At 37.9% G+C, this 20,253-nt stretch carries 21 protein-coding genes; 11 read left to right on the forward strand and 10 right to left on the reverse strand.

The window, feature by feature from the left end:
* The first annotated feature begins 155 nt into the window (after positions 1 to 155).
* Positions 156 to 284: a hypothetical protein gene (locus tag ACZ5XR_RS04690; RefSeq protein WP_464500516.1), complete on the forward strand. Its 129-nt coding sequence runs from the start codon at positions 156 to 158 to the stop codon at positions 282 to 284.
* Positions 285 to 371: 87 nt separating this feature from the next.
* Here ACZ5XR_RS04690 and ACZ5XR_RS04695 read toward each other — a convergent pair whose 3' ends face one another.
* The 3 genes from ACZ5XR_RS04695 to ACZ5XR_RS04705 form a co-directional block, all read right to left on the reverse strand.
* Positions 372 to 530 (reverse strand): hypothetical protein, encoded by a 159-nt coding sequence (locus ACZ5XR_RS04695; RefSeq protein ID WP_464500517.1) that lies wholly within the window; start codon positions 528 to 530, stop codon positions 372 to 374.
* Positions 531 to 664: 134 nt separating this feature from the next.
* Complete coding sequence (locus ACZ5XR_RS04700; RefSeq protein WP_464500518.1) at positions 665 to 1,033, reverse strand: cytochrome-c oxidase; 369 nt, start codon at positions 1,031 to 1,033, stop codon at positions 665 to 667.
* Between the two features lie 146 nt (positions 1,034 to 1,179).
* A complete protein-coding gene (locus tag ACZ5XR_RS04705; RefSeq protein ID WP_464500519.1) occupies positions 1,180 to 2,436 on the reverse strand; it encodes a DUF445 domain-containing protein in 1,257 nt (418 codons plus the stop codon).
* 160 nt (positions 2,437 to 2,596) lie between these two features.
* On the opposite strand from ACZ5XR_RS04705, the gene ACZ5XR_RS04710 reads away from it, so the two are divergent.
* Positions 2,597 to 3,280, forward strand: coding sequence for a winged helix-turn-helix domain-containing protein (locus tag ACZ5XR_RS04710; protein ID WP_464500520.1), 684 nt, complete (start codon positions 2,597 to 2,599; stop codon positions 3,278 to 3,280).
* Between the two features lie 69 nt (positions 3,281 to 3,349).
* Here ACZ5XR_RS04710 and ACZ5XR_RS04715 read toward each other — a convergent pair whose 3' ends face one another.
* Complete coding sequence (locus tag ACZ5XR_RS04715) at positions 3,350 to 3,658, reverse strand: HesB/YadR/YfhF family protein (protein ID WP_464500521.1); 309 nt, start codon at positions 3,656 to 3,658, stop codon at positions 3,350 to 3,352.
* A gap of 343 nt (positions 3,659 to 4,001) precedes the next feature.
* On the opposite strand from ACZ5XR_RS04715, the gene ACZ5XR_RS04720 reads away from it, so the two are divergent.
* A complete protein-coding gene (locus ACZ5XR_RS04720) occupies positions 4,002 to 4,337 on the forward strand; it encodes a hypothetical protein (protein WP_464500522.1) in 336 nt (111 codons plus the stop codon).
* A 59-nt stretch (positions 4,338 to 4,396) separates the two neighbouring features.
* Here the strand turns inward: ACZ5XR_RS04720 and ACZ5XR_RS04725 are convergent, their stop codons facing one another.
* The 5 genes from ACZ5XR_RS04725 to ACZ5XR_RS04745 all read right to left on the reverse strand — a co-directional run bounded on the left by ACZ5XR_RS04725 (position 4,397) and on the right by ACZ5XR_RS04745 (position 9,658).
* Positions 4,397 to 4,585 carry a hypothetical protein gene (locus tag ACZ5XR_RS04725; protein WP_464500523.1) on the reverse strand — a complete coding sequence of 63 codons (189 nt, stop codon included), beginning with the start codon at positions 4,583 to 4,585 and terminating at the stop codon, positions 4,397 to 4,399.
* Between the two features lie 118 nt (positions 4,586 to 4,703).
* Positions 4,704 to 6,056 carry a hemolysin family protein gene (locus ACZ5XR_RS04730; RefSeq protein WP_464500524.1) on the reverse strand — a complete coding sequence of 451 codons (1,353 nt, stop codon included), beginning with the start codon at positions 6,054 to 6,056 and terminating at the stop codon, positions 4,704 to 4,706.
* 308 nt (positions 6,057 to 6,364) lie between these two features.
* A complete protein-coding gene (locus ACZ5XR_RS04735) occupies positions 6,365 to 7,672 on the reverse strand; it encodes a hemolysin family protein (protein WP_464500525.1) in 1,308 nt (435 codons plus the stop codon).
* Between the two features lie 191 nt (positions 7,673 to 7,863).
* On the reverse strand, positions 7,864 to 8,418 hold the full coding sequence (locus tag ACZ5XR_RS04740; protein ID WP_464500526.1) for a GNAT family N-acetyltransferase: 555 nt from the start codon (positions 8,416 to 8,418) through the stop codon (positions 7,864 to 7,866).
* A 106-nt stretch (positions 8,419 to 8,524) separates the two neighbouring features.
* Positions 8,525 to 9,658 (reverse strand): histidine kinase N-terminal domain-containing protein, encoded by a 1,134-nt coding sequence (locus ACZ5XR_RS04745; RefSeq protein WP_464500527.1) that lies wholly within the window; start codon positions 9,656 to 9,658, stop codon positions 8,525 to 8,527.
* A 201-nt stretch (positions 9,659 to 9,859) separates the two neighbouring features.
* On the opposite strand from ACZ5XR_RS04745, the gene ACZ5XR_RS04750 reads away from it, so the two are divergent.
* The 7 genes from ACZ5XR_RS04750 (at position 9,860) to ACZ5XR_RS04780 (ending at position 17,351) form a co-directional block, all read left to right on the forward strand.
* Positions 9,860 to 10,084: a FeoA family protein gene (locus tag ACZ5XR_RS04750; protein WP_464500528.1), complete on the forward strand. Its 225-nt coding sequence runs from the start codon at positions 9,860 to 9,862 to the stop codon at positions 10,082 to 10,084.
* Entirely contained in the window at positions 10,084 to 12,087 is a 2,004-nt protein-coding gene (gene feoB / locus ACZ5XR_RS04755; protein WP_464500529.1) for a ferrous iron transport protein B, read from the forward strand. Before ACZ5XR_RS04750 ends, feoB begins: the two co-directional genes overlap by 1 nt.
* A gap of 21 nt (positions 12,088 to 12,108) precedes the next feature.
* Positions 12,109 to 12,258, forward strand: coding sequence for a FeoB-associated Cys-rich membrane protein (locus ACZ5XR_RS04760; protein WP_464500530.1), 150 nt, complete (start codon positions 12,109 to 12,111; stop codon positions 12,256 to 12,258).
* A 108-nt stretch (positions 12,259 to 12,366) separates the two neighbouring features.
* Positions 12,367 to 12,825, forward strand: coding sequence for a helix-turn-helix transcriptional regulator (locus ACZ5XR_RS04765; protein WP_464500531.1), 459 nt, complete (start codon positions 12,367 to 12,369; stop codon positions 12,823 to 12,825).
* Positions 12,826 to 12,941: 116 nt separating this feature from the next.
* Positions 12,942 to 13,205, forward strand: coding sequence for a hypothetical protein (locus tag ACZ5XR_RS04770; protein WP_464500532.1), 264 nt, complete (start codon positions 12,942 to 12,944; stop codon positions 13,203 to 13,205).
* Between the two features lie 376 nt (positions 13,206 to 13,581).
* Positions 13,582 to 15,339: an ABC transporter ATP-binding protein gene (locus ACZ5XR_RS04775; protein WP_464500533.1), complete on the forward strand. Its 1,758-nt coding sequence runs from the start codon at positions 13,582 to 13,584 to the stop codon at positions 15,337 to 15,339.
* Positions 15,336 to 17,351, forward strand: coding sequence for an ABC transporter ATP-binding protein (locus ACZ5XR_RS04780; protein WP_464500534.1), 2,016 nt, complete (start codon positions 15,336 to 15,338; stop codon positions 17,349 to 17,351). The genes ACZ5XR_RS04775 and ACZ5XR_RS04780 overlap by 4 nt, the downstream gene beginning before the upstream one ends.
* Before the next feature lie 29 nt (positions 17,352 to 17,380).
* Here the strand turns inward: ACZ5XR_RS04780 and ACZ5XR_RS04785 are convergent, their stop codons facing one another.
* On the reverse strand, positions 17,381 to 18,001 hold the full coding sequence (locus ACZ5XR_RS04785; RefSeq protein WP_464500535.1) for an NAD(P)-dependent oxidoreductase: 621 nt from the start codon (positions 17,999 to 18,001) through the stop codon (positions 17,381 to 17,383).
* A gap of 827 nt (positions 18,002 to 18,828) precedes the next feature.
* On the opposite strand from ACZ5XR_RS04785, the gene fumC reads away from it, so the two are divergent.
* Positions 18,829 to 20,199 (forward strand): class II fumarate hydratase, encoded by a 1,371-nt coding sequence (fumC, locus tag ACZ5XR_RS04790; protein ID WP_464500537.1) that lies wholly within the window; start codon positions 18,829 to 18,831, stop codon positions 20,197 to 20,199.
* Positions 20,200 to 20,253: the final 54 nt, after the last annotated feature.

The raw sequence follows: 20,253 nt of genomic DNA on the forward strand, positions 1-20,253 counted from the left end.
CTAAACAAAAGTTTGATTGTGAAGGAGTGTCTTTATTCACATAAATGAGTCTTTTCCTAAAAGAATGTCTGCCAATATTCCAGACATTTTCTTCCTTGTCTGAAGTCGGCGACAACTAGCATACTAAAGATATGACATAATCCGGAGGGGAAATTATGAGCAAAACAGACGAATTAAAACAGGAATTGCAAGTGTTGACTAGTCGGCGTGACCGGATGCAGCAGAACCTTTATGAAGTGGAAAAACGCATTAATGAGATTGTGAATGAATTGAAAAAACAATAAAAAGAATGGGAACGTCTATGTTGTTGTTATTTGTTTATTTATTAGTAAAGAATTGAAGAAAAAAACCACTCAACGCTGAGTGGTTTTTTAATCTCGCATTGCTCCTGCTTCTCGGGAAGTCATGGCTCCTTGTCCTTCACTTACATCTTTTTGAATTTCTTGTTTTACTTTTTGTGCATCAGTTCCGGCAAATTCCGGTTTCATAATAGAACCGAGAGTCTCTTTAGCTTGTTGATCCTGTTGCATTTAAGTCCTCCTAATTTTATTGTTTAACAATCTTATTATGTACAAAAAAACACCGCAAATGCGGTGCAAATTTATATGCATTATTAGTTTGTTTTTCATCGTGTGGGATAAATAGAATTATTAGTTCAGCAATTTTAATTATTATTCACGTTTTTAAGGATATTCACCGCAAAGATAATAATACCCAAGACCATTAATGTTCCACCAGTTTCGATTGCAGGGAGGGCAGATTTTACACCTGAGACAAAGAACGCCAGCCCAAGCATCATAATCGGCAAGCTGATATTATGAACCCAAAAGTGAACCTTTGCTAAAGTGGTTTCTGCTGCTTTTGGAAACGCCACATAAATTAGCCCCGCTAAGGCCATGGACATCCACCCAAGCAAATTAATATGGACGTGAACGGGTGTTAAATCCATTTTTTCTGTCATCGACATAAACATCCCAATGCAAACCCCGATGACAAAATACACGACAGAGATTTTGATAAACCTTACCCCCATGCAATAGCCTCCTTTTTAATTAAAAATTATGACTACTGTAGTAAATATGTAGGAGGTTTTTGAAAAAGAACTAGACAAGATTTGTAAAATTGAAATGAGGCTGTCTCAGGAAGGGTATGACCTTTTAAGACAGCCTCTAGGCTTTATTAAAAAATTGATCGTAAGGTGACCAAGACCAATCCGATTAAAAATCCGCAAACTGCACCATTGACTCGAATCCATTGCAGGTCCTTGCCAACATTTGTTTCAATCATTTCAATCAAGGTTTTGTCATCCAGCTTTTCTAAATTTTCTGCTACCAGTTTCCCGATTTTTGAATGATTCTTATCAACGAAACTTGAAATATGCAGTTTGATCCAGCCTTCTGCCTGTTCCATTTTTTCAGGATTTTCTTTAAATTCATTTAGTAAATTTGTTGTATTGGGAAGTACATATATATCAAAAAAATCAGGAGCTTGAACGAACTCTTCCATTTTTTTCTTGAATTGTTCAAGGATATTAAGGACTTTCTCTTCACCATCCCATTCAGAGACCAGTTTTTCTTTTAATTTATTAAGTTCTGCAATGAAATTCTCATCCGTTTTTATGTTTTGGAGCTTAGTGTAAATGGCTAACAGTAAAGTGCTTCTGTTTAAATTAAACGGGTCTCGAAAGCTATTGATTCCTTTTTGGATCAGATTTTGAATAATATTGCCAAGCTTTTCTTCATTAACAAGATTGCTAAATGATTTTAAGGCAAATTGCATAAAACCATCCGCTTTAATATTTTCAATGGCATCAACGGCCATTCTGCCGAGCTGTTCCTTTGTACTTTCTTTTTGTGCCCATTCATCAATTTCGTTAAGAATATAATCGAGAGCTTTTTCTTCGTATTTTCTTTTTGTTATTTCATCTATGATCCGCGGAAGATAGTGACTAATATCCACTTTATTAAGGACTAGCTTCAGTTCCTTTTCAATGAATGGAGCAAGTTTTCCAAGATTAATTTTGGAGATCAAATAATGAATCCCCTTGGTCATATTTGTTCTGGCCGCTTCTGTCTCAAGCTCATTTTCCGCCAATGAAATCAGTTTTTCAGTGATGGGAATGGCTGCTATTTTTTTTCGGATGCTTTCTTTTGTCAGCCAATCATTTTCCATCAATGAAATGATGGTCGCCGTAATTCTGCTTCTGTTTTTTGGTAATAATGCAGTATGTGGAATAGGAATGCCTAATGGATGGCGGAATAAGGCTGTTACGGCAAACCAGTCGGCAAGTCCTCCGACTACACCAGATTCAAAACCACCTTGTAGAATAGTTCCCCAGACAGATTGCTGCATGGGGATGGTGACAAGAAAACCAATGCCCATGATTGCCAGTGAAATAGTTGCTAAGTGCTGTGAATTTTTCGAACGTTTAACCATCTATCTATCCCTCATTTTTTGATAAGCAATTATTGTAAAGTAATTACAGAACTAACTATATCGAAAAAGGGATATTTTCACAATCAAAATTACAAATTGCTATAGCATTCATCCGCGTTTTTAAGTAAATTTGATTTAAGAGAAGAAAGTTGGTGAACGGATGAAGATTCTCGTTGTGGAAGATAATGAAAGTGTTTGTTCGATGATTGAAATGTTTTTTATGAAGGAAGGGTATGAGGGGGAATTTGTACATAATGGCCTTGAGGGCTATGACCGTTTCCGTGCGGGAGAGTGGGATTTACTGATACTTGATTGGATGCTGCCGGGAATGGATGGGGTTCATTTATGTAAAAAGATAAGAGAAGTAAGCAATGTGCCGATTATCCTGTTAACTGCCAAAGATAGTGATTCTGACCAAGTATTAGGGCTGGAAATGGGAGCGGATGATTATGTAACAAAGCCATTTAGTCCTTTAACATTAATGGCTAGAATTAGAGCTGTTTCAAGAAGGTTTAAACAAGATGTGAAAAATAATGAAGGTCATTTTTTATCCACGGATCATTTTAAAATTAGCAGGGATACAAGAGAGGCTTTCTTAAATGGAGAACCAATCACCAATTTAACTCCAAAAGAGTTTGATCTACTTTACTTTTTTATTCAAAATCATCGTCAGGTCTTTTCTCGAGAGCAGCTGTTGGATAAAGTATGGGGCTATCAATTTTACGGTGATGAACGAACGGTGGATGTCCATGTCAAACGGCTCAGAAAAAAACTTGGAACACCAGAGCAGCCTTTTATCCACACCATTTGGGGCATTGGCTATAAATTTGATGAGTCGATTTAAAAGAAAGGGTCGCCGCCTCTCTTATTAGAGGGGGGCGACCCTTTCTTTAAGGGATAAATTTCAATTAGATTAATGGATTGTTGTTAACTCTTCTTTGAAGGAAATTTGTATTTCTTCCAGGTTGTCATTTGCTGATAAAAAGGTTTCAGTATCTTCAAAAAACCAAACATCATTTCCTTCAACAAAGAATGTAATCCCATTTAATTCCTTCGTGTAACCTACGTTAGCCGGTGTTTCTGCTGAGAAAGCAAGGCTGTATCCTTTATGTTTTTGTCCAAATCCTGCATATTGTGGAAACATCCGAATGCTGAATGGTTTGTTTTGCTCAAATTCTCTTGTGAACCATGTTGCAGCTTTTTCATCGATTGAAATTAACATATTTATGCACCAACCTTTTCATAGTGGTAATGATTCATAAGGATAGAAACGATGTAAAAGGTAAGGTATTTTCCATTTCCTTATACTGAAAGGATACAATTTTAAACCGAGTTTGCATGTGATATTAGGCACGGACTGCCTATTCGATTATATATGTTAAAAAAAGTTCAATTTTTTGCTTCAAATCCTTCACTAAATGTGAAAAATGCAACAAAGACATCAGTGGATATGTATTAAGGATATGGAAAATCTAAAGAGGATTGCCTTAAGTTTGGTTTTTTGTAACATATTAATAGTTAAAACAATGTTAAAATGAAAAGAAAAAAGAAGAGGCGATACTGAAATGGAGCAAAGGCTTGAAAGATTGTCAGAGAATGTAAATGATATTAAAAGTCTCATTCAAACCTTTAATAATACACTTGAAAATATTGAAAACAGGCTGTCCAGGTTGGAAAAAATGGATAGTATTGAACATCGGGTTGAAGTCAACCAAATTGATTTATCCGATATTAAAGAAGCCTTGCAAAATATTGAAGATGTTCAGGTTAAAGTATTAAAAGAGCTTAAAACGAGACAGGGGAATGATGAAGAAATTCACCATCTTAACCGCCGATTAGATTCCCATCTGGTTAAAATCGCTAAAGCAGAAGAAGAAATCATCATGTTAAAAACGAAATAACCAAAAAAGATCAGATTTATCCATCTGATCTTTTTTAGTATTTCAAAAGATGTAATCGCTCACATTTTGTGGATAAGTGCTTTTACACCCATATAAATTAGGACTAATGCAAAAACTAAAATTGCAAGAGCTCCTACGATATGGAAAAATGCGTATAAACCTGATAAGAAAGATATTGCTGGTAAATGGACTAAAGCAAAACCAGCTAATATGCCAGCTAAAAGTAAAAGTGCTAAATAATTCATCATTCATCCCTCCTTAATAGTACAATATGCGCAGGACGGACAAGGTGACTGGTCAAACGTACAAATGTTAATTTTTTAAAATAAAAAAAACAGACCGTTGCAGGGTCTGTTAAATACAGTTCTATGATAGTACTTCACTTTTTGACAAGGCTATTTTTTGTATATTTGCTTCGCCTTCATTCGCCTTTTTGGTGACCTCAATATATTTTATATGATGATCTTCCATATCAAGAATTTTAAAGAGGTATGATTCGTGAAAAATGATGTCGCCTTCTTTAGCCTCATAATTTTCAGTCAAGATCCACCCGCCGATCGTATCAACATCTTCATCATCAATTTCAACGCCTAATAAATCGTTGACCTCGGAAACTAACACCTTTGAATCAATAATATAATGATTTTCCTTAATTTTTCTGATCATCGGAATTTCATCCATATCAAATTCGTCGCGAATTTCTCCGACAATTTCTTCAAGAATATCTTCAACGGTAACAAGCCCGGATGTACCACCATACTCATCCATTAAAATGGCCATATGCATTCGGTCTTTTTGCATTTTTACTAATAAATCATGGATAGGGATCGTTTCTATTACTCTGATAATCGGGCGTGTATATTGTTCCAATGTTTGAGTGGAGAGTTCTTCGTTCCCGATTAAAACAGTCGTCATTTCTTTGATATTGACGAGACCGATAATATGATCTTTATCCCCATCGATGATTGGATATCGTGTGAATTTTTCTTCCCGCAGCACTTTAAGAAAGGTGTCCAGAGTTTCGTCCTTGGACAGGGAGACAATTTCCGTTCTCGGCACCATAATTTCTTTCGCGATGCGGTTATCAAATTCAAAAATTTTATTTACATACTTAAACTCGGATTGGTTAATTTCACCACTTTTATAGCTTTCAGAAAGGATAATTCGAAGCTCTTCTTCGGTATGGGCAATTTCGTTTTCAGATACTGGCTTTAGCCCGAAAATGCTCGCCGTAATTCTTGCGGAGCTATTAAGTGCCCAAATAACGGGATACATAATCTTATAAAAAAGGATAAGCGGACGCGACATCGCAAGGGTAATCATTTCAGCTTTTTGGATCGCCAAGGTTTTTGGCGCAAGCTCACCAACCACAACATGTAAAAAGGTGATGGCTGCAAAAGCGACCCCGATAGCTAAAACATGTGTGATACTCTCAGAAATGCTTAGCTTTAATAAAAGTGGCCGAAGAAGTCTTTCAATCGTAGATTCCCCAAGCCAACCCAATCCAAGAGCTGTTATGGTTATACCCAATTGACATGCAGATAAATATTCATCCAGGTTCGATATCACTTTTTTGGCGGAAACAGCACTTGAATTACCTTCCTCGATTAATTGATCGATTCGAGAACCTCGTATTTTTACGATCGCAAATTCCGAAGCGACAAAAAAAGCGGTTAAAGCAATTAAAATGGCTATAATAACCAAGTTAAATATGTCCAAATAAGTTCCCTTATCTCGTATTTAAACGAGTAAGGAGTCACCTCCAATATTATACAAAGCTTTTTTCATATCTAGTTTTCTTTTAATCTTGTTAATGTGTATGTCAGCTAATTTGCCAATGCGAAAAATAGCGCCATCATACCACCTCAACATATTAAAATTAACAATAATTATAAAGAAATTACAGCATTCAGTCAAATGTTGTAGTTATGAAACTAGTTTATTTCTATATTTTATGGAAAAATAATACTTTATATGAATGTTAAAAACAAAATATTCTTAATTTTATGCAATAAAAAATCGGCTTCTTATTCAGAAGCCGATTCCATTTTAACCACCTCGATATAAAGGATATGATGGCCTTCATTTTCTTTAATTTTGAAAAGGAATCCTTCCTTTTCAATTGAATCACCTTTATGTACGTCAAACTTTTGTGTTAAGAACCAGCCGCCAATGGTGTCAACTTCTTCTTCTTGAAGAGTGGTTCCTAAAAGATCATTTACTTCTCCAATTAACACTTTACCATCTAAAATATAATGTCCTTCGCCTTTTTTCTGAATGAGCGGAAGTTCATCGACATCAAATTCATCGCGTATTTCTCCAACAATTTCTTCGAGAATATCTTCCACTGTTACGATTCCGGCCGTTCCCCCATATTCGTCCGATAAAACAGCCATATGGGATTGGTGCTTTTGCAGCTTAACTAAGAGCTCTTGAATGGGAATGGTTTCAATCACGTGAATGACTGGCTTTATGTAACCCACTAGCGGTTCTTTATCCCCACACTTTTGCTGAATACAATCGGTCAAAATTTCCTTAATATTAACGATTCCTAATATAGTGTCTTTATCCCCGTCGATGACAGGATACCTTGTATATCGTTCTTCCTTCACGATTTCAATAATCTCATCCATTGTTAACTCATTGGAAAGAGCAATAATTTCTGTCCGCGGGACCATGATTTCCTTTGCAATACGGTTATCGAACTCGAATATTTTGTTAACATAACGATATTCCGACTGATTAATTTCACCGCTTTCATAGCTCTGGGAGAGGATCATGCGCAGTTCCTCTTCAGAAAGGACGATTTCAGCTTCTGAAGCGGGTTTAACTCCGAATAGACCTGTCACAAATCTTGCTGAACGATTTAAAGCCCATATGAACGGATACATAATTTTATAAAATAATATGAGAGCAGGGGCGAAAAGCAGCATGATTTGTTCGGCCTTTTGAATGGCAAAGGTCTTTGGTGATAATTCGCCAATGACAACGTTAAAAAAAGTAATGATTAAAAAGGCGATAATAAAAGATAGAACCTGTTTTAACGAAGTTGGCAGTGGAACTTTGTTAAATAGGGGATTCAATAACTCCCGAATGGTCGGCTCCCCAAGCCAGCCTAAAATTAACGAAGTGATCGTAATTCCGACCTGAGTGGCAGATAAATATCCATCTAAATTGGATAATACTTTTTTAGCTGCTTCCGCCTCTCTTTTTCCTTCTGTCAGTAACTGGTCAATTCTGGTTGTCCGAACCTTTATCATCGCAAATTCTGATGAAACAAAAAATGCAGTAAAGGTAATAAGAATCGCTATTATGAAAATATTCATCCAAATCATCAATCACCTTACATGGGTAAGGCAGCCACCTCACTTACAATTTTCTCTCTGTCTTCATTATAACCGTTAACTTTATTTTCTACTTGACAGAGGAAAAGAAACTTAGTTTATATTATTTCAAAAAAAGATTTAAAGAGCAAATATAACAACAGCTGCCAAAAATGGCAGCTGTTTCAACAATAACATAAAACTCACCTTGCTCTAGCTCCATTCCAATCCCTCGAAAGGGCACTATATATTATGAGGTCATGAAAACGGCCGTTTAAAAGCTCACCATCGCGGACTTTGCCTTCTTTAACAAAACCGAGCCTTTCTGGAATCGCGCGGCTTTTTACATTTTTTTCTCCACATCGAATTTCGACTCGATTTAAGCCTAATTGAAAGAAAGCATAATTCAATAAAGCTTGAACGCAACGGGTCATAATCCCGTATCCTTCCGCCTTTTGAACCAAATAATAACCAATGCTTGTGAAGCGATTATGCCAATCGATTTGCTGTAAGGCGATGGAGCCAACTAATTCACCTTTATAAAGAATACCGCAATAAAATCCGTTATTTTCTGCAAATTGTTGAAGCCAAAGTGGGATAATCGCTTCATATTGATACGGGGCGGTAATGGTATCAACCCATGGCAGCCATTCACGTAAATGTTCCCGGTTTTGCTCCACCAGCTGAAATAGCTTTAAGGAATCATGAATTTGAAATAACTTAAGCTCGATTTCATTATCGATTGTTAATGTAAACATGTTATATTCTCCCGCTTATAAAAATTTTTAGTGCATTATATGCAATCCAAGGAGTGGAGGGGAGAAATAAAAAAAGGGTGCCCGCATGGGACATCCTCGTAATCGTTTATTCGGTATAGGTAGGAATGGGCAGTGTGATTGAAAAGGTAGTCTGGTCTTCTGTTGAAAAACAGGTTAATTCTCCTTTATGTTTTTCAATGATTTCTTTACATACAAACAGTCCAAGACCTGTCCCTAGTACTTTTGTTGTGAAAAAAGGTTCGAAAATGGTTTTTTGGATTTCTTCAGGAATCATCGGTCCGTTATTGGAAATAGTCACCTTATAATACTGATGATCCTGGATACAGCTGATAATTTCGATTGTCGGATTTGCATTTCGATGATGATTCAGGACATCAATCGCATTAAAGATGATATTGATAAAAACCTGCCTGATTTCATCTGGATAACCAAAAAGGGAAATCTCATCTGATACCTGTTTATTTATTTTCACTTTACTATCTAAAATGCTCGGATAGAGGAAATTTAGAACATCCTCGATCAGTTTGTTAAGAGAGAAGGATTCTTTTTCTTTCCCAATCAATTCTTTTTTGGATAACAATAAAAATTGAGAAATCCGGAAATTTAACTGATCCAGTTCACTGGAGATAATGTCTAAATATTTTAAATCCGGGTAGCCCTCTTTAATCAATTGGAGAAATCCATGGATGGATGTTAACGGATTTCTAAATTCATGAATAAAGCTTGAGGTCATTTGCCCGAGAAGGGTCAAACGGTCTTGATGAGTGGAATCAATGACCCTGGTTTTTTCTTCGATAATTTTGTTTTTTGCTTCGGTAAAATGTGAAACTGCAAAAAAAAGAAACTTATCAAAGCAGTAATTGATTCGATTTAAAGGTTCCTGTAAATCTTCCCATCCCAAGCCGGATTTACTTAAATAACTGTATAAGACCGTCCTGCCAAGATTCACGTTATAAACGAAATCACCCATATTGATATCAGCAATGACCCGCTCTTCTGATACTTCGATAGCAAGCTTTTGAATACGCTCCAAAAGCTCTTCCTGTTCCAATTTATCAATTTGTAAAATGACGTTGAGCAGAGATTCCCCATTATAATGGATCTTTACCTTAAAGGGGTCTCCGTTCGAAACGACAATTAAATTTTCCCAATCTCGGACTAAGCTTTCTTTGTTTTCTGCAAAAAAAGCAATGAGTTTTGATTGAATTCCAGATAACATTTTAGTGCCCCCTACGGAAATTACAAAAACACGTATGATTGATTATTCGATATAAAAAGTAAAAATCCTTTTTTAGGAGATAGGAAATTTTATTTCATTCTTTTGTCACAAATTATTAATGCTATAAAGATGATTTTAATGTTAAAATAACTTTATAAGAAAGATAATCATTCTCAATTAACATAACAAAGGGTGATATGCATGTTTGGTTTCTTGAAAGCAGGGGATAAGGGGAAAATTAAGGATGTCTCCCATGTTGGTCACCTTGTTCAAAGACGCTTGCTTGATTTAGGCATTACCGAAGGTTCGGAAGTATGTGTCAAATGTGTAATGCCGTTTGGCGGCCCAATCATGATTGAATCTTGTGGACAGTGTGTCGGAATTCGCCGCAAAGAAGCACTTCAGATTGAGGTGGAAAAAATATAATGGAAATCGCTTTAATAGGGAATCCCAATACCGGGAAAACTTCATTGTTTAATAATCTTACAGGTTCCTATGAGTATGTAGGGAACTGGAGCGGTGTTACCGTTGAGAAAAAAGTAGGAGTTTTCAAGAATAATATTGGTAGATTAATAGATTTACCGGGAGTGTATACGCTGAATCCACTTTCAAAGGATGAAGGCGTCGTGACTTCATTCTTTTTAAATGAGCCCGTTGATCATTTATTAAATATTTTAGATGCATCACAATTGGAGAGAAATCTCCATTTAACCCTTCAGTTACTTGAATTTGAAAAACCCGCACTCATTGGTTTAAATATGATGGATGTTGCTAAAAATCGTGGGATTCATATTGATGTTAAGAAGCTTTCAGCCATTTTAGGCGTTCCGCTTGTACCGGTTATCGCTCGAAGCGGCAAAGGCTGTGACCGTCTTGTTGAAGTGATTTCTACAAAATCGTTTGCATCGACAACCAAAAACCATGTTTATTATGGAAAGGAAATCGAAGAAGCGATTAGTAAGCTAGCAGGAGAAATAAATGGGAAAACACCCCATTCTCTTCGTTGGCTTGCGATTCAATGGTTCGAGGGCAATGAATATGTTAAAAATTATCTGTACAAAATAGCAAATCCGCAAAAATTAGATTTCATTCTTTCCGAACTTGAGACGAAATTAAAACAGTCAGAGAAGGTAAAATCACTGGCCGGTTTTATTTATGCAAAACGAAAAGAAGTCATTGAGAGCATTATTGCTGATGCGGTTACCAAAAAAGACTCCCATGTTCCATTATCGGAAAAAATTGACAGCATTGTTACGAATCGTTTTATCGGAATGCCGATCTTTTTACTGTTGATGTATATCATGTTTATGCTCACATTTGATTGGCTGGGAACGCCTTTATCCGATGCATTGGATGCTTTCATATCAGGACCGGTTACAAGCTTAATTGCAAACCTATTAACAGTGATTCATGCTTCCGGATTTATTCATGCCCTCATATTACAGGGATTAGTAGCTGGGGTCGGAGGCGTTCTCGTCTTTGTTCCTCAAATTTTTATTCTATTTTTCTTTATTTCATTATTAGAGGATTCCGGTTACATGGCACGGGTTGCACTCGTTATGGATCGTATCATGGAATCGGTTGGATTAAACGGAAAAGCTTTTATTCCAATGATGATCGGCTTTGGCTGTAATGTTCCTGGGATCATGGCTGCAAGAACAATAGAAACACCAAGGGAAAGACTTTTAACAATACTTTTAACTCCTTTGATGTCGTGTTCAGCCCGTTTACCAGTGTATGCCTTGTTTGTAGGCGGCTTTTTTGCCGGTAATAAGGCATTGATTGTTCTCAGTCTTTATGTACTAGGGATTGTGGTTGCCTTAGTGCTGGCCAAGATTTTTTCGACAACACTATTAAAATCAGAAACATCCATGTTTGTTATTGAACTCCCTCCATATCGGCTTCCGCAGTTTCAATCGTTATGGAGAAGTACTTGGGACAAAGGGAAAGGCTTTGTACGAAAAGCTGGGACATTTATCTTTGCCGGATCTGTTTTTATTTGGCTGTTATCTTATGCTGGCCCGCATGGTCTAAAGGTTGATATGGATCATAGTTATTTAGCCGCAATCGGGGGAGCCATTGCACCCCTTTTCGCTCCAATTGGATTTGGCACATGGCAGGCGGCTGCTTCGTTAATAACCGGGTTTTTAGCAAAGGAATCTATTATTTCTACGATGAACATTATCTATTTTGTACCAAAAAATGCTACCTTGCAAGGACTGCTGGCTAACTATTATACGCCGCTTGCAGCATATAGTTTTATGGTATTCATCCTATTATATATTCCGTGTTTGGCAACAACCGCCACGATTTATAAAGAAACAGGATCTAAGAAATGGACTGCTTTTGCCATTGTTTATGCCCTTGGTATCGCATATGTGTTAAGCTTCATGATTTATCAGGGCGGAAAGCTATTTGGACTTGTTTAATTTGAGGAAGAGGTGGAACATATGATTGCAAGTATCGTCATTGGCATTGCTATATTCGGATATGCTGCTTGGGCTCTTGTGAAATTTATCAATAAATCGAAAAAGGGAAAATGTGCAGCATGTGATTTACGAAAATCCTGTTCAAGCGGCTGTTCGATCCCACCGAAATGAAAAATAAAGAAAAAAACTGCTATTTCATTATGAAGGCAGTTTTTTTCTTTTAAAATCTCGTGAATTTGTGTAAAATTTCACTAGAATGGTTTGAAGGAAGGGCTGCTAGTGACCAGAGATGAAATCATAATAAAAGTTTCTGAAAAGTTTCGGTTAATCCGGACCGAGGCAGGCTACACTCAGGATAAAATGGCAGATATTATCGGCGTCTCCAAAAAAACACTTGTGCAAATTGAAAAAGGTCGGGTATTAGCCAACTGGTCGACTGTGGTATCCATCTGTGCTCTCTTTAGAGAAACGGAAACCGTGCAATTCTTATTTGGCAATGAGCCGCTGGAAGTATTAGAAACCGTCGCGCGTGAAGGGATTGATTATCGGAAGATGAAAACCTTCGGCGGCAAAATATGGTGGCGTCTTCTTACAAAGAAAAATGGATATATCCTTCAGCAGAATATCCTTAGCAAGCATTATCGGATCCTGGATGAGCAGAATTACCGAATCTTCAGCAGCTTCGATGAAAAGCAGTCAAAGCTTCGTTTTAAAGAATTAATAAAAATGGATGATTAAAAAAGGCGAGTACATCGTCTTTTTTTGTTGTTTTCAAAATCATGATTCCTGTCTTATAGATTTTAAAATTAATGAGAAAGATATACCAAATAAGGAAAAACCTTTTAGGAGGCACCATGAAAAAATTTGCGGTAGAAGACATTCGGAAGCATTGGAAAAGATGGCAGATCAGCCAAGTGACGGCATTGTCTTTATCAACAATTATTTTTGCCTATATCCCCTCTCTTGAACCTGGCTGGAAGCTTTCCGATATGCTAAGGGAACAAAAATTTCAAGTAGAGGAAGAAGTAAACCCGGTCAACTTTTTTCAGCAATTTAACAATGATGTAAATAAGTGGGAGGAGAAATGGAATAAAAGAATTTTGAAAAATGGGAATTGACTTTCAAATAAACTGGTGATAACCTAACAAAGTAAGCAAAAAAAGGAAATGGAGGGGTTACAAATGATTGTATTAAACAAGTCTCTTTTCGCAACTAAATATCTGAATGTAACCTATTCCTGCACTTTTTGTATTTAATTTTCTTTTACGGAATTTTCACCTAGCACAGGTTACGTTCTCATTCATTCGTAACGTGTGTTTTTTTGTCTCTTTTTTTGGGTTTTGAGGCATACTGCACCATTGCGGTATGCCTTTTTTATTTGAATTTTATTTAGGAGGAATTGAGGATGACATTATTATTTGAGATTAGACGAAACCAAATTGCCGGAGAGCTGGAAGGCGGATAGTGAAACGGAGCTAAAAGGAGGAGACAGGGATGTTTACAGTATTAAAAAAATTAAGTTGGTTTTTTAAAGAAAATAAAAAACGATATGTATTGGCTGTTTTTTTATTAATATTTGTCGGTTTCTTAGATGTGATGCCCCCGAAGCTAATTGGGATGGCGATTGATGATATTCATATTGGTGAAATGAGTACAACGAAAATCCTTCAATATATTGGCATTTTATCGATCATACTGGTTTCATCCTATGGAATCACAGTTATCTGGCAGTATCAATTATTCGGCGGGGCTTTTCTAATAGAAAGAAAGCTAAGGTCAAAGTTTATGGGACATCTCTTAAAAATGACTCCCACCTTTTATGAGAGAAATCGAACGGGTGACTTAATGGCACGTGCGACAAATGACTTAAAAGCGATTTCGATTACGGCTGGTTTTGGGATTTTAACCTTAGTTGATTCCAGCGTATGGATGTTAACGATTCTGCTAACGATGGGTTTTTTTATTAGTTGGAAGTTAACGATCGCCGCGATTCTTCCATTGCCAATCATGGCCATTCTCATGAAGATCTACGGGAAAAGAATTCATGGCCGCTTTATGGATGCACAAGATGCTTTTGGGGAGTTAAATGATCGTGTACTGGAGTCGGTTGCCGGCGTAAGAGTGATTCGAGCCTATGTTCAAGAAAAAGAAGACAGCGCCCGATTCCACCGTCTGACAGAAGACGTCTTTCATAAAAATATTGAGGTCGCAAAAATTGATTCATTATTTGATCCGACAATTAAAATTCTTGTTGGAATCAGCTATTTAATCGGACTTGGATATGGTGCCTATTTAGTATTTCACCAGACCATTACATTAGGCGCGCTCGTCTCCTTTAATGTATATCTGGGGATGTTAATTTGGCCGATGTTTGCTATAGGGGAATTGATTAATGTGATGCAAAGGGGTAATGCTTCACTTGACCGGGTCAATGAAACACTTAGTTATCAAGAAGATGTGAAGAATCCGCTGCAAGCCATTGAGGTTCAAAAAGCAGACAGTATCGGATATACAAATGTTACTTTTTCCTATCCGTCCTCTAAAAATCATAATCTAGAAAATGTGAATGTCCAATTACTGAAGGGCCAGACTCTTGGAATTGTCGGTAAAACTGGATCTGGAAAAACTACATTTATAAAACAGCTGCTAAGACAATATCCGCTTGGAAGCGGAGAATTATTGATAGCGAATGTTCCGATAAGAAAACAGTCGCTTGAACAGGTCCGCAGCTGGATTGGATACGTCCCTCAGGACCATGTTCTTTTTTCCAGAACGGTAAAGGAAAATATCCTATTTGGTAAAAAGGATGCAACGGAGCAGGAATTACAGAATGCAATAGATCTCGCTGCCTTCCGAAAAGATTTGGAATTGCTCCCGGAAGGACTTGAAACGCTGGTAGGTGAAAAAGGTGTGGCACTATCAGGAGGTCAAAAACAGAGGATTTCGATTGCACGGGCACTTATTAAGAATCCAGAGATTTTAATCCTTGACGACTCCTTATCGGCCGTTGATGCCAAAACAGAAAAGAAAATTATTGATAATATCCGCAATGTGAGAAAACTGAAAACAACCATTATTACAACCCATCGGATGTCAGCGGTTCAGCATGCCGATCATATTATTGTCTTCGAGGATGGGAAGATAGTTGAAGAAGGCACACATGAGACGCTTCTTGAACAAAACGGCTGGTACAAAGAACAATTTATCCGCCAGCAAGTAGAAAATAAGCTAGAAGAAGAGGTGACAGCATGACAACAGGCAAAAGATTGCTGAGATACGCCCTGGATTATAAAAAAGTCATCATTGCCGCCCTTGTCATGCTGGCCATCTCCGTTGCGGCAGACTTGGCAGGGCCGTTTATTGCCAAGAAAATTATTGACCAGCATATTCTCGGTATTGAGTCCATCTGGTATGAATCAAAAACTGGTGATCATGCAGTACGGTTTGATGGTAAGTATTACAAAAGAGAACAATATTTTTCTAACAGCGAAACAAAGGGGAATCAAATCCGAATTCTTCAAGCAGGTTCGAAATTTGTGTTTATTGATCAACCATTGAAGTTTGATGGGAAAAGGACATTAGCAAATAGTGAATTAACTGTTCAAAACGGGAAAAAGAAAGCGGAATATACGGCAAGGGTTCTTAGTGGTTCAGAACTGCTTCGTTTTTACCAGCCGGAAATTCCCGGAATCTATCAATTGTTAGCTCTTTACCTAGGATTGTTAGTCATTTCTGCCATTTTTCAATATGGCGAAAAGTTCTTATTACAGACATCAGCCAACCGCATCATTCAGAAGATGAGAGAGGATGTCTTTAATCATATTCAACGCTTGTCGATTCAATACTTTGATAATCTCCCGGCTGGAAAAGTCGTATCAAGGATCACCAATGATACGGAAGCCATACGTGAGCTTTATGTAACGGTGCTTGCTACCTTTTTTACCAGTGCCATTTATATTATCGGCATCTATATCGCTTTATTTATTTTAAATGTGAAGCTTGCTTTGATTTGTTTATTGTTATTACCTCTATTATATATGTGGATGCTCATTTATCGAAAATTTGCTTCCAAATACAATCGAGTGATTCGCGCGCGTGTTAGTGACCTTAATGCCATGATCAATGAATCCATTCAAGGGATGAATATTATTCAAGCTTTCAGTAAGGAAAAGGATACACAGGATGAATTTGAAAACCTTAATACTCAGCATTTTACCTACCAAAATAAACAATTAATCTTAAATTCGATGACCTCCCATAATCTAGTCGGCGTGTTAAGAAATCTGGTTTTTGTTGCGTTTATTTGGTATTTCGGCGGACAGTCACTGCTCCGGGCAGCGGTCATTTCTTTAGGTATGCTCTATGCGATTGTAGATTATATTAATCGCCTGTTTCAGCCGGTCCAAGGAATCGTCAATCAATTAGCAAACCTGGAGCAGGCTCTTGTTGCAGGAGAGCGTGTATTCAAATTATTGGATGAACCAGGGGAAAATGTAAGTGGTGAGAGGATTCCGCGGTTTAAAGGGAATGTTAAGTTTGACAACGTATCATTTGGCTATAAAGATGGTGAATATGTCCTAAAGAATATTGATTTTGAAGCAAAGCATGGAGAAACGGTGGCATTGGTCGGCCACACTGGTTCAGGAAAGAGTTCGATCATGAATTTGCTTTTCCGTTTTTACGATTATCAAAAAGGAAAAATCACCATCGATGGCATGGATATTGAAACGATTCCGCGGCAAACCATTCGCAATCATATGGGAATTGTTTTACAGGATCCCTATTTATTTACGGGGACCATTGCGTCCAATGTGAGCCTTGATGATTCGTCTATCACAAAAGAAATAATTGAAAAAGCATTAAAAGATGTTGGAGCCGAGAAAGTATTTAAGGATTTAGAAAAGGGTTATGATGAACCGGTTATTGAAAAAGGCAGTACGCTATCAAGCGGACAACGCCAGTTAATTTCCTTTGCACGCGCCCTTGCCTTTAATCCAGCGATTCTGATTCTGGACGAAGCCACATCCAGTATCGATACAGAGACGGAAGCCCTTATCCAAGAAGCGATGGATGTTTTGAAAAAAGGAAGAACCACCTTCATTATTGCCCATCGGTTATCAACCATCCGAAATGCTGATCAAATTTTGGTACTGGATAGAGGAAAGGTTGTCGAGCGGGGGACTCATGATGAATTAATGACTTTTGGAGGAAAGTATTTTCAAATGTATCAGCTCCAGCAGGGAAGTGTGAATGTAGCAGGATAGTATTTGGGGACTAACAATAGTTAGTCCCTTTAATATGTTAACCCTACCCGATGGCCAATAAAGGTATCGGTAAAAAGCTGTTGAAAAGCGAAGTCAGCTGTATCATAAATCGAGATAGAGGAAGGGCTTCCAGGGAGAAAATCCTTTTCAAACCGATATCGGCCAACTCTTTCTCCAATGGGTAAGTAGGTAGGACAAACGACTGTCCAATCAAGTCCGGATTCCTTTAAAATCAAATAGGCTTTTAAATGCTCTTCTGCATCGCGGGTGGTTTTTCGCTTTGATTCAGATGATTGAAAGCGATAGAGATGAGGATTTATCCGTGCTTGAAGGATGCCGGCAGTTCCGATCGTAATTATTCTTTTAACCCCATGCTTTTTCATGCTTCTTATTATCAATGGCATTGATTCCGAAAGGGTTGTCGTCCCGTCAGTGTTTAATGCACTGATGACAGCGTCTGCTCCCTTTATTGCAGCAGCAATGTCTAATTCATTTAGGACATTGCCCTCTAAAATTCGTAAATCGGGATGATCATTGAGGACACGATTTTGGTCCCTTACGAGAACATTTACTTTGAAATGATGGGAAAGAGCATTTTGAAGGATGATTGATCCGACTCTTCCTGTTGCTCCAAAAAGGCTCAGTTTCACAAATTTTTCACTTCCTCGTCACTAAATTGCCATAAATACCCAGGTGTTTATCGTCCAAATTATGTTAATTTGAATTTAATTAAATAATGGGGGGAGAAAAATGACAGATTACTCGGTCGTTTTAGTCATTGGGAGTTCCTTAATTCTTTCTTATTATATCGGATATATGATTGTGAAATCATAGGCTGCAGACAAATGTTTGCAGCTTTTTTTGTTTTAGAAAGTTTTTTGTTTTTTTATCATAAATCTGATGGACACTTGCGAGCCAAAAACGGTCGAAGTGTCCTCGAGCAAGGAGCTCGAGGACACTTTGGAGCAAAACAAAGGCGAAGTTTCCTTGAACAAGGAGCTCGAGGACACTTTGGAGCAAAAACAGAGGCGAAGTGTCCTTGAACAAGGAACTCGAGGACACTTTGGAGCAAAAACAGAGGCGAAGTGTCCTTGAACAAGGAACCCGAGGACACTTTAGAGCAAAAACAGAGGCGAAGTGTCCTTGAACAAGGAGCTCGAGGACACTTTGGAGCAAAAACAGAGGCGAAGTGTCCTCGAACAAGGAGCTCGAGGACACTTTAGAGCAAAAACAGAGTCGAAGTGTCCTCGAACCAGACACTCGAGGACACTTTGGAGCCAAAAACGGGTCGAAGTGTCCTCGAACAAGGAGCTCGAGGACACTTTAGAACCAAATTACTAGTCATGTGTCCTCCAACGCCAACCGATCTATCTCGGGGAAACAAATCAATTAAATATAAGAGTTTTTTTGTTAAAAAGAATAAAACAGGGAATATATATTGAAGTGAATTGAAAACTATCGTGGATGGTGATAAGGAATGCAATTTAGAATTGAAAAAGATACACTTGGCGATGTGCAGGTTCCGGCTGATCGCTATTGGGGTGCCCAGACTCAACGGAGCAAAGACAACTTCAAGATTGGCAATGAAAAAATGCCTTTAGAAGTCATTTATGCGTTAGCCTATATCAAAAAAGCTGCTGCTATTGTCAATAATCAGTTGGGAAAGTTATCAGCATCGAAAATGGATTCCATTAAAAAGGTTTGTGATGAAATCCTGAACGGTCATTTTGATGAGCATTTTCCCCTTGCTGTCTGGCAAACAGGAAGCGGAACGCAAACAAATATGAACGTAAATGAGGTCATCGCGAATCGTGCCAATGAAGGATTGAACAAAGAAGCAGAAAGAATTCACCCGAATGATGATGTGAATATGTCGCAAAGCTCCAATGATACCTTTCCAACAGCTATGCACATTGCAGCTTATAAAAAAATAATAGAAGACCTGATTCCAGCCTTACAGGTCCTTAAAAGCACGCTGCAATCAAAAGAGAATGCTTTTAACAGCATTGTAAAAATTGGCAGAACCCACCTGCAGGATGCAACCCCTTTGACACTTGGCCAGGAAATTAGCGGTTGGCGGGCAATGCTTGAAAAAAATGAAAAGATGATTTCCGAGGCAGCAAAACACCTGCTGGATCTTGCAATCGGCGGGACTGCAGTCGGAACAGGAATTAATGCCCATCCCCATTTTGGGCGGATGGCGGCAGAACAACTGTCTGATTTAACCGGGTATCCATTTCAATCATCAAATAACAAATTTCACGCCTTAACAAGCCATGATGAAATTGTATTTGCACATGGTTCATTAAAGGCATTAGCCGCTGACTTAATGAAAATTGCCAATGATGTCCGTTGGCTGGCAAGCGGCCCGAGAAGCGGAATTGGTGAAATATCAATACCCGCCAATGAACCTGGCAGCTCCATCATGCCCGGAAAAGTAAATCCAACTCAAAGTGAAGCGATGACAATGGTAGTATGCCAAATTTTTGGCAATGATGCGACGATTGGCTTTGCAGCAAGCCAAGGTAATTTTGAATTAAATGTATTTAAACCCGTCATCATGTTTAATTTAATCCAATCAATCCGATTGCTAACTGACAGTATCCATTCCTTTAACGACCATTGTGCGGTAGGTATTGAAGTTAATGAAACAGTGATAAAGGAACATGTTGAAAATTCGCTCATGCTGGTTACCGCACTAAATCCGCATATTGGTTATGAAAAAGCAGCAGAGATTGCAAAATTAGCTTTCAAAGAAAATTCAACCTTAAAAGAAGCCGCCATTAAAACCGGCTATGTTTCGAAAGAGCAATTCGAAGAATGGATCAAGCCTCAAAATATGGTTTAACATAAAAGCCCCTCCACAATGGAAGGGGCTAAGCCATGTTATTTATTTGTAGAA

The sequence above is a fragment of the Neobacillus sp. Fa239 genome (genome assembly GCF_055395235.1).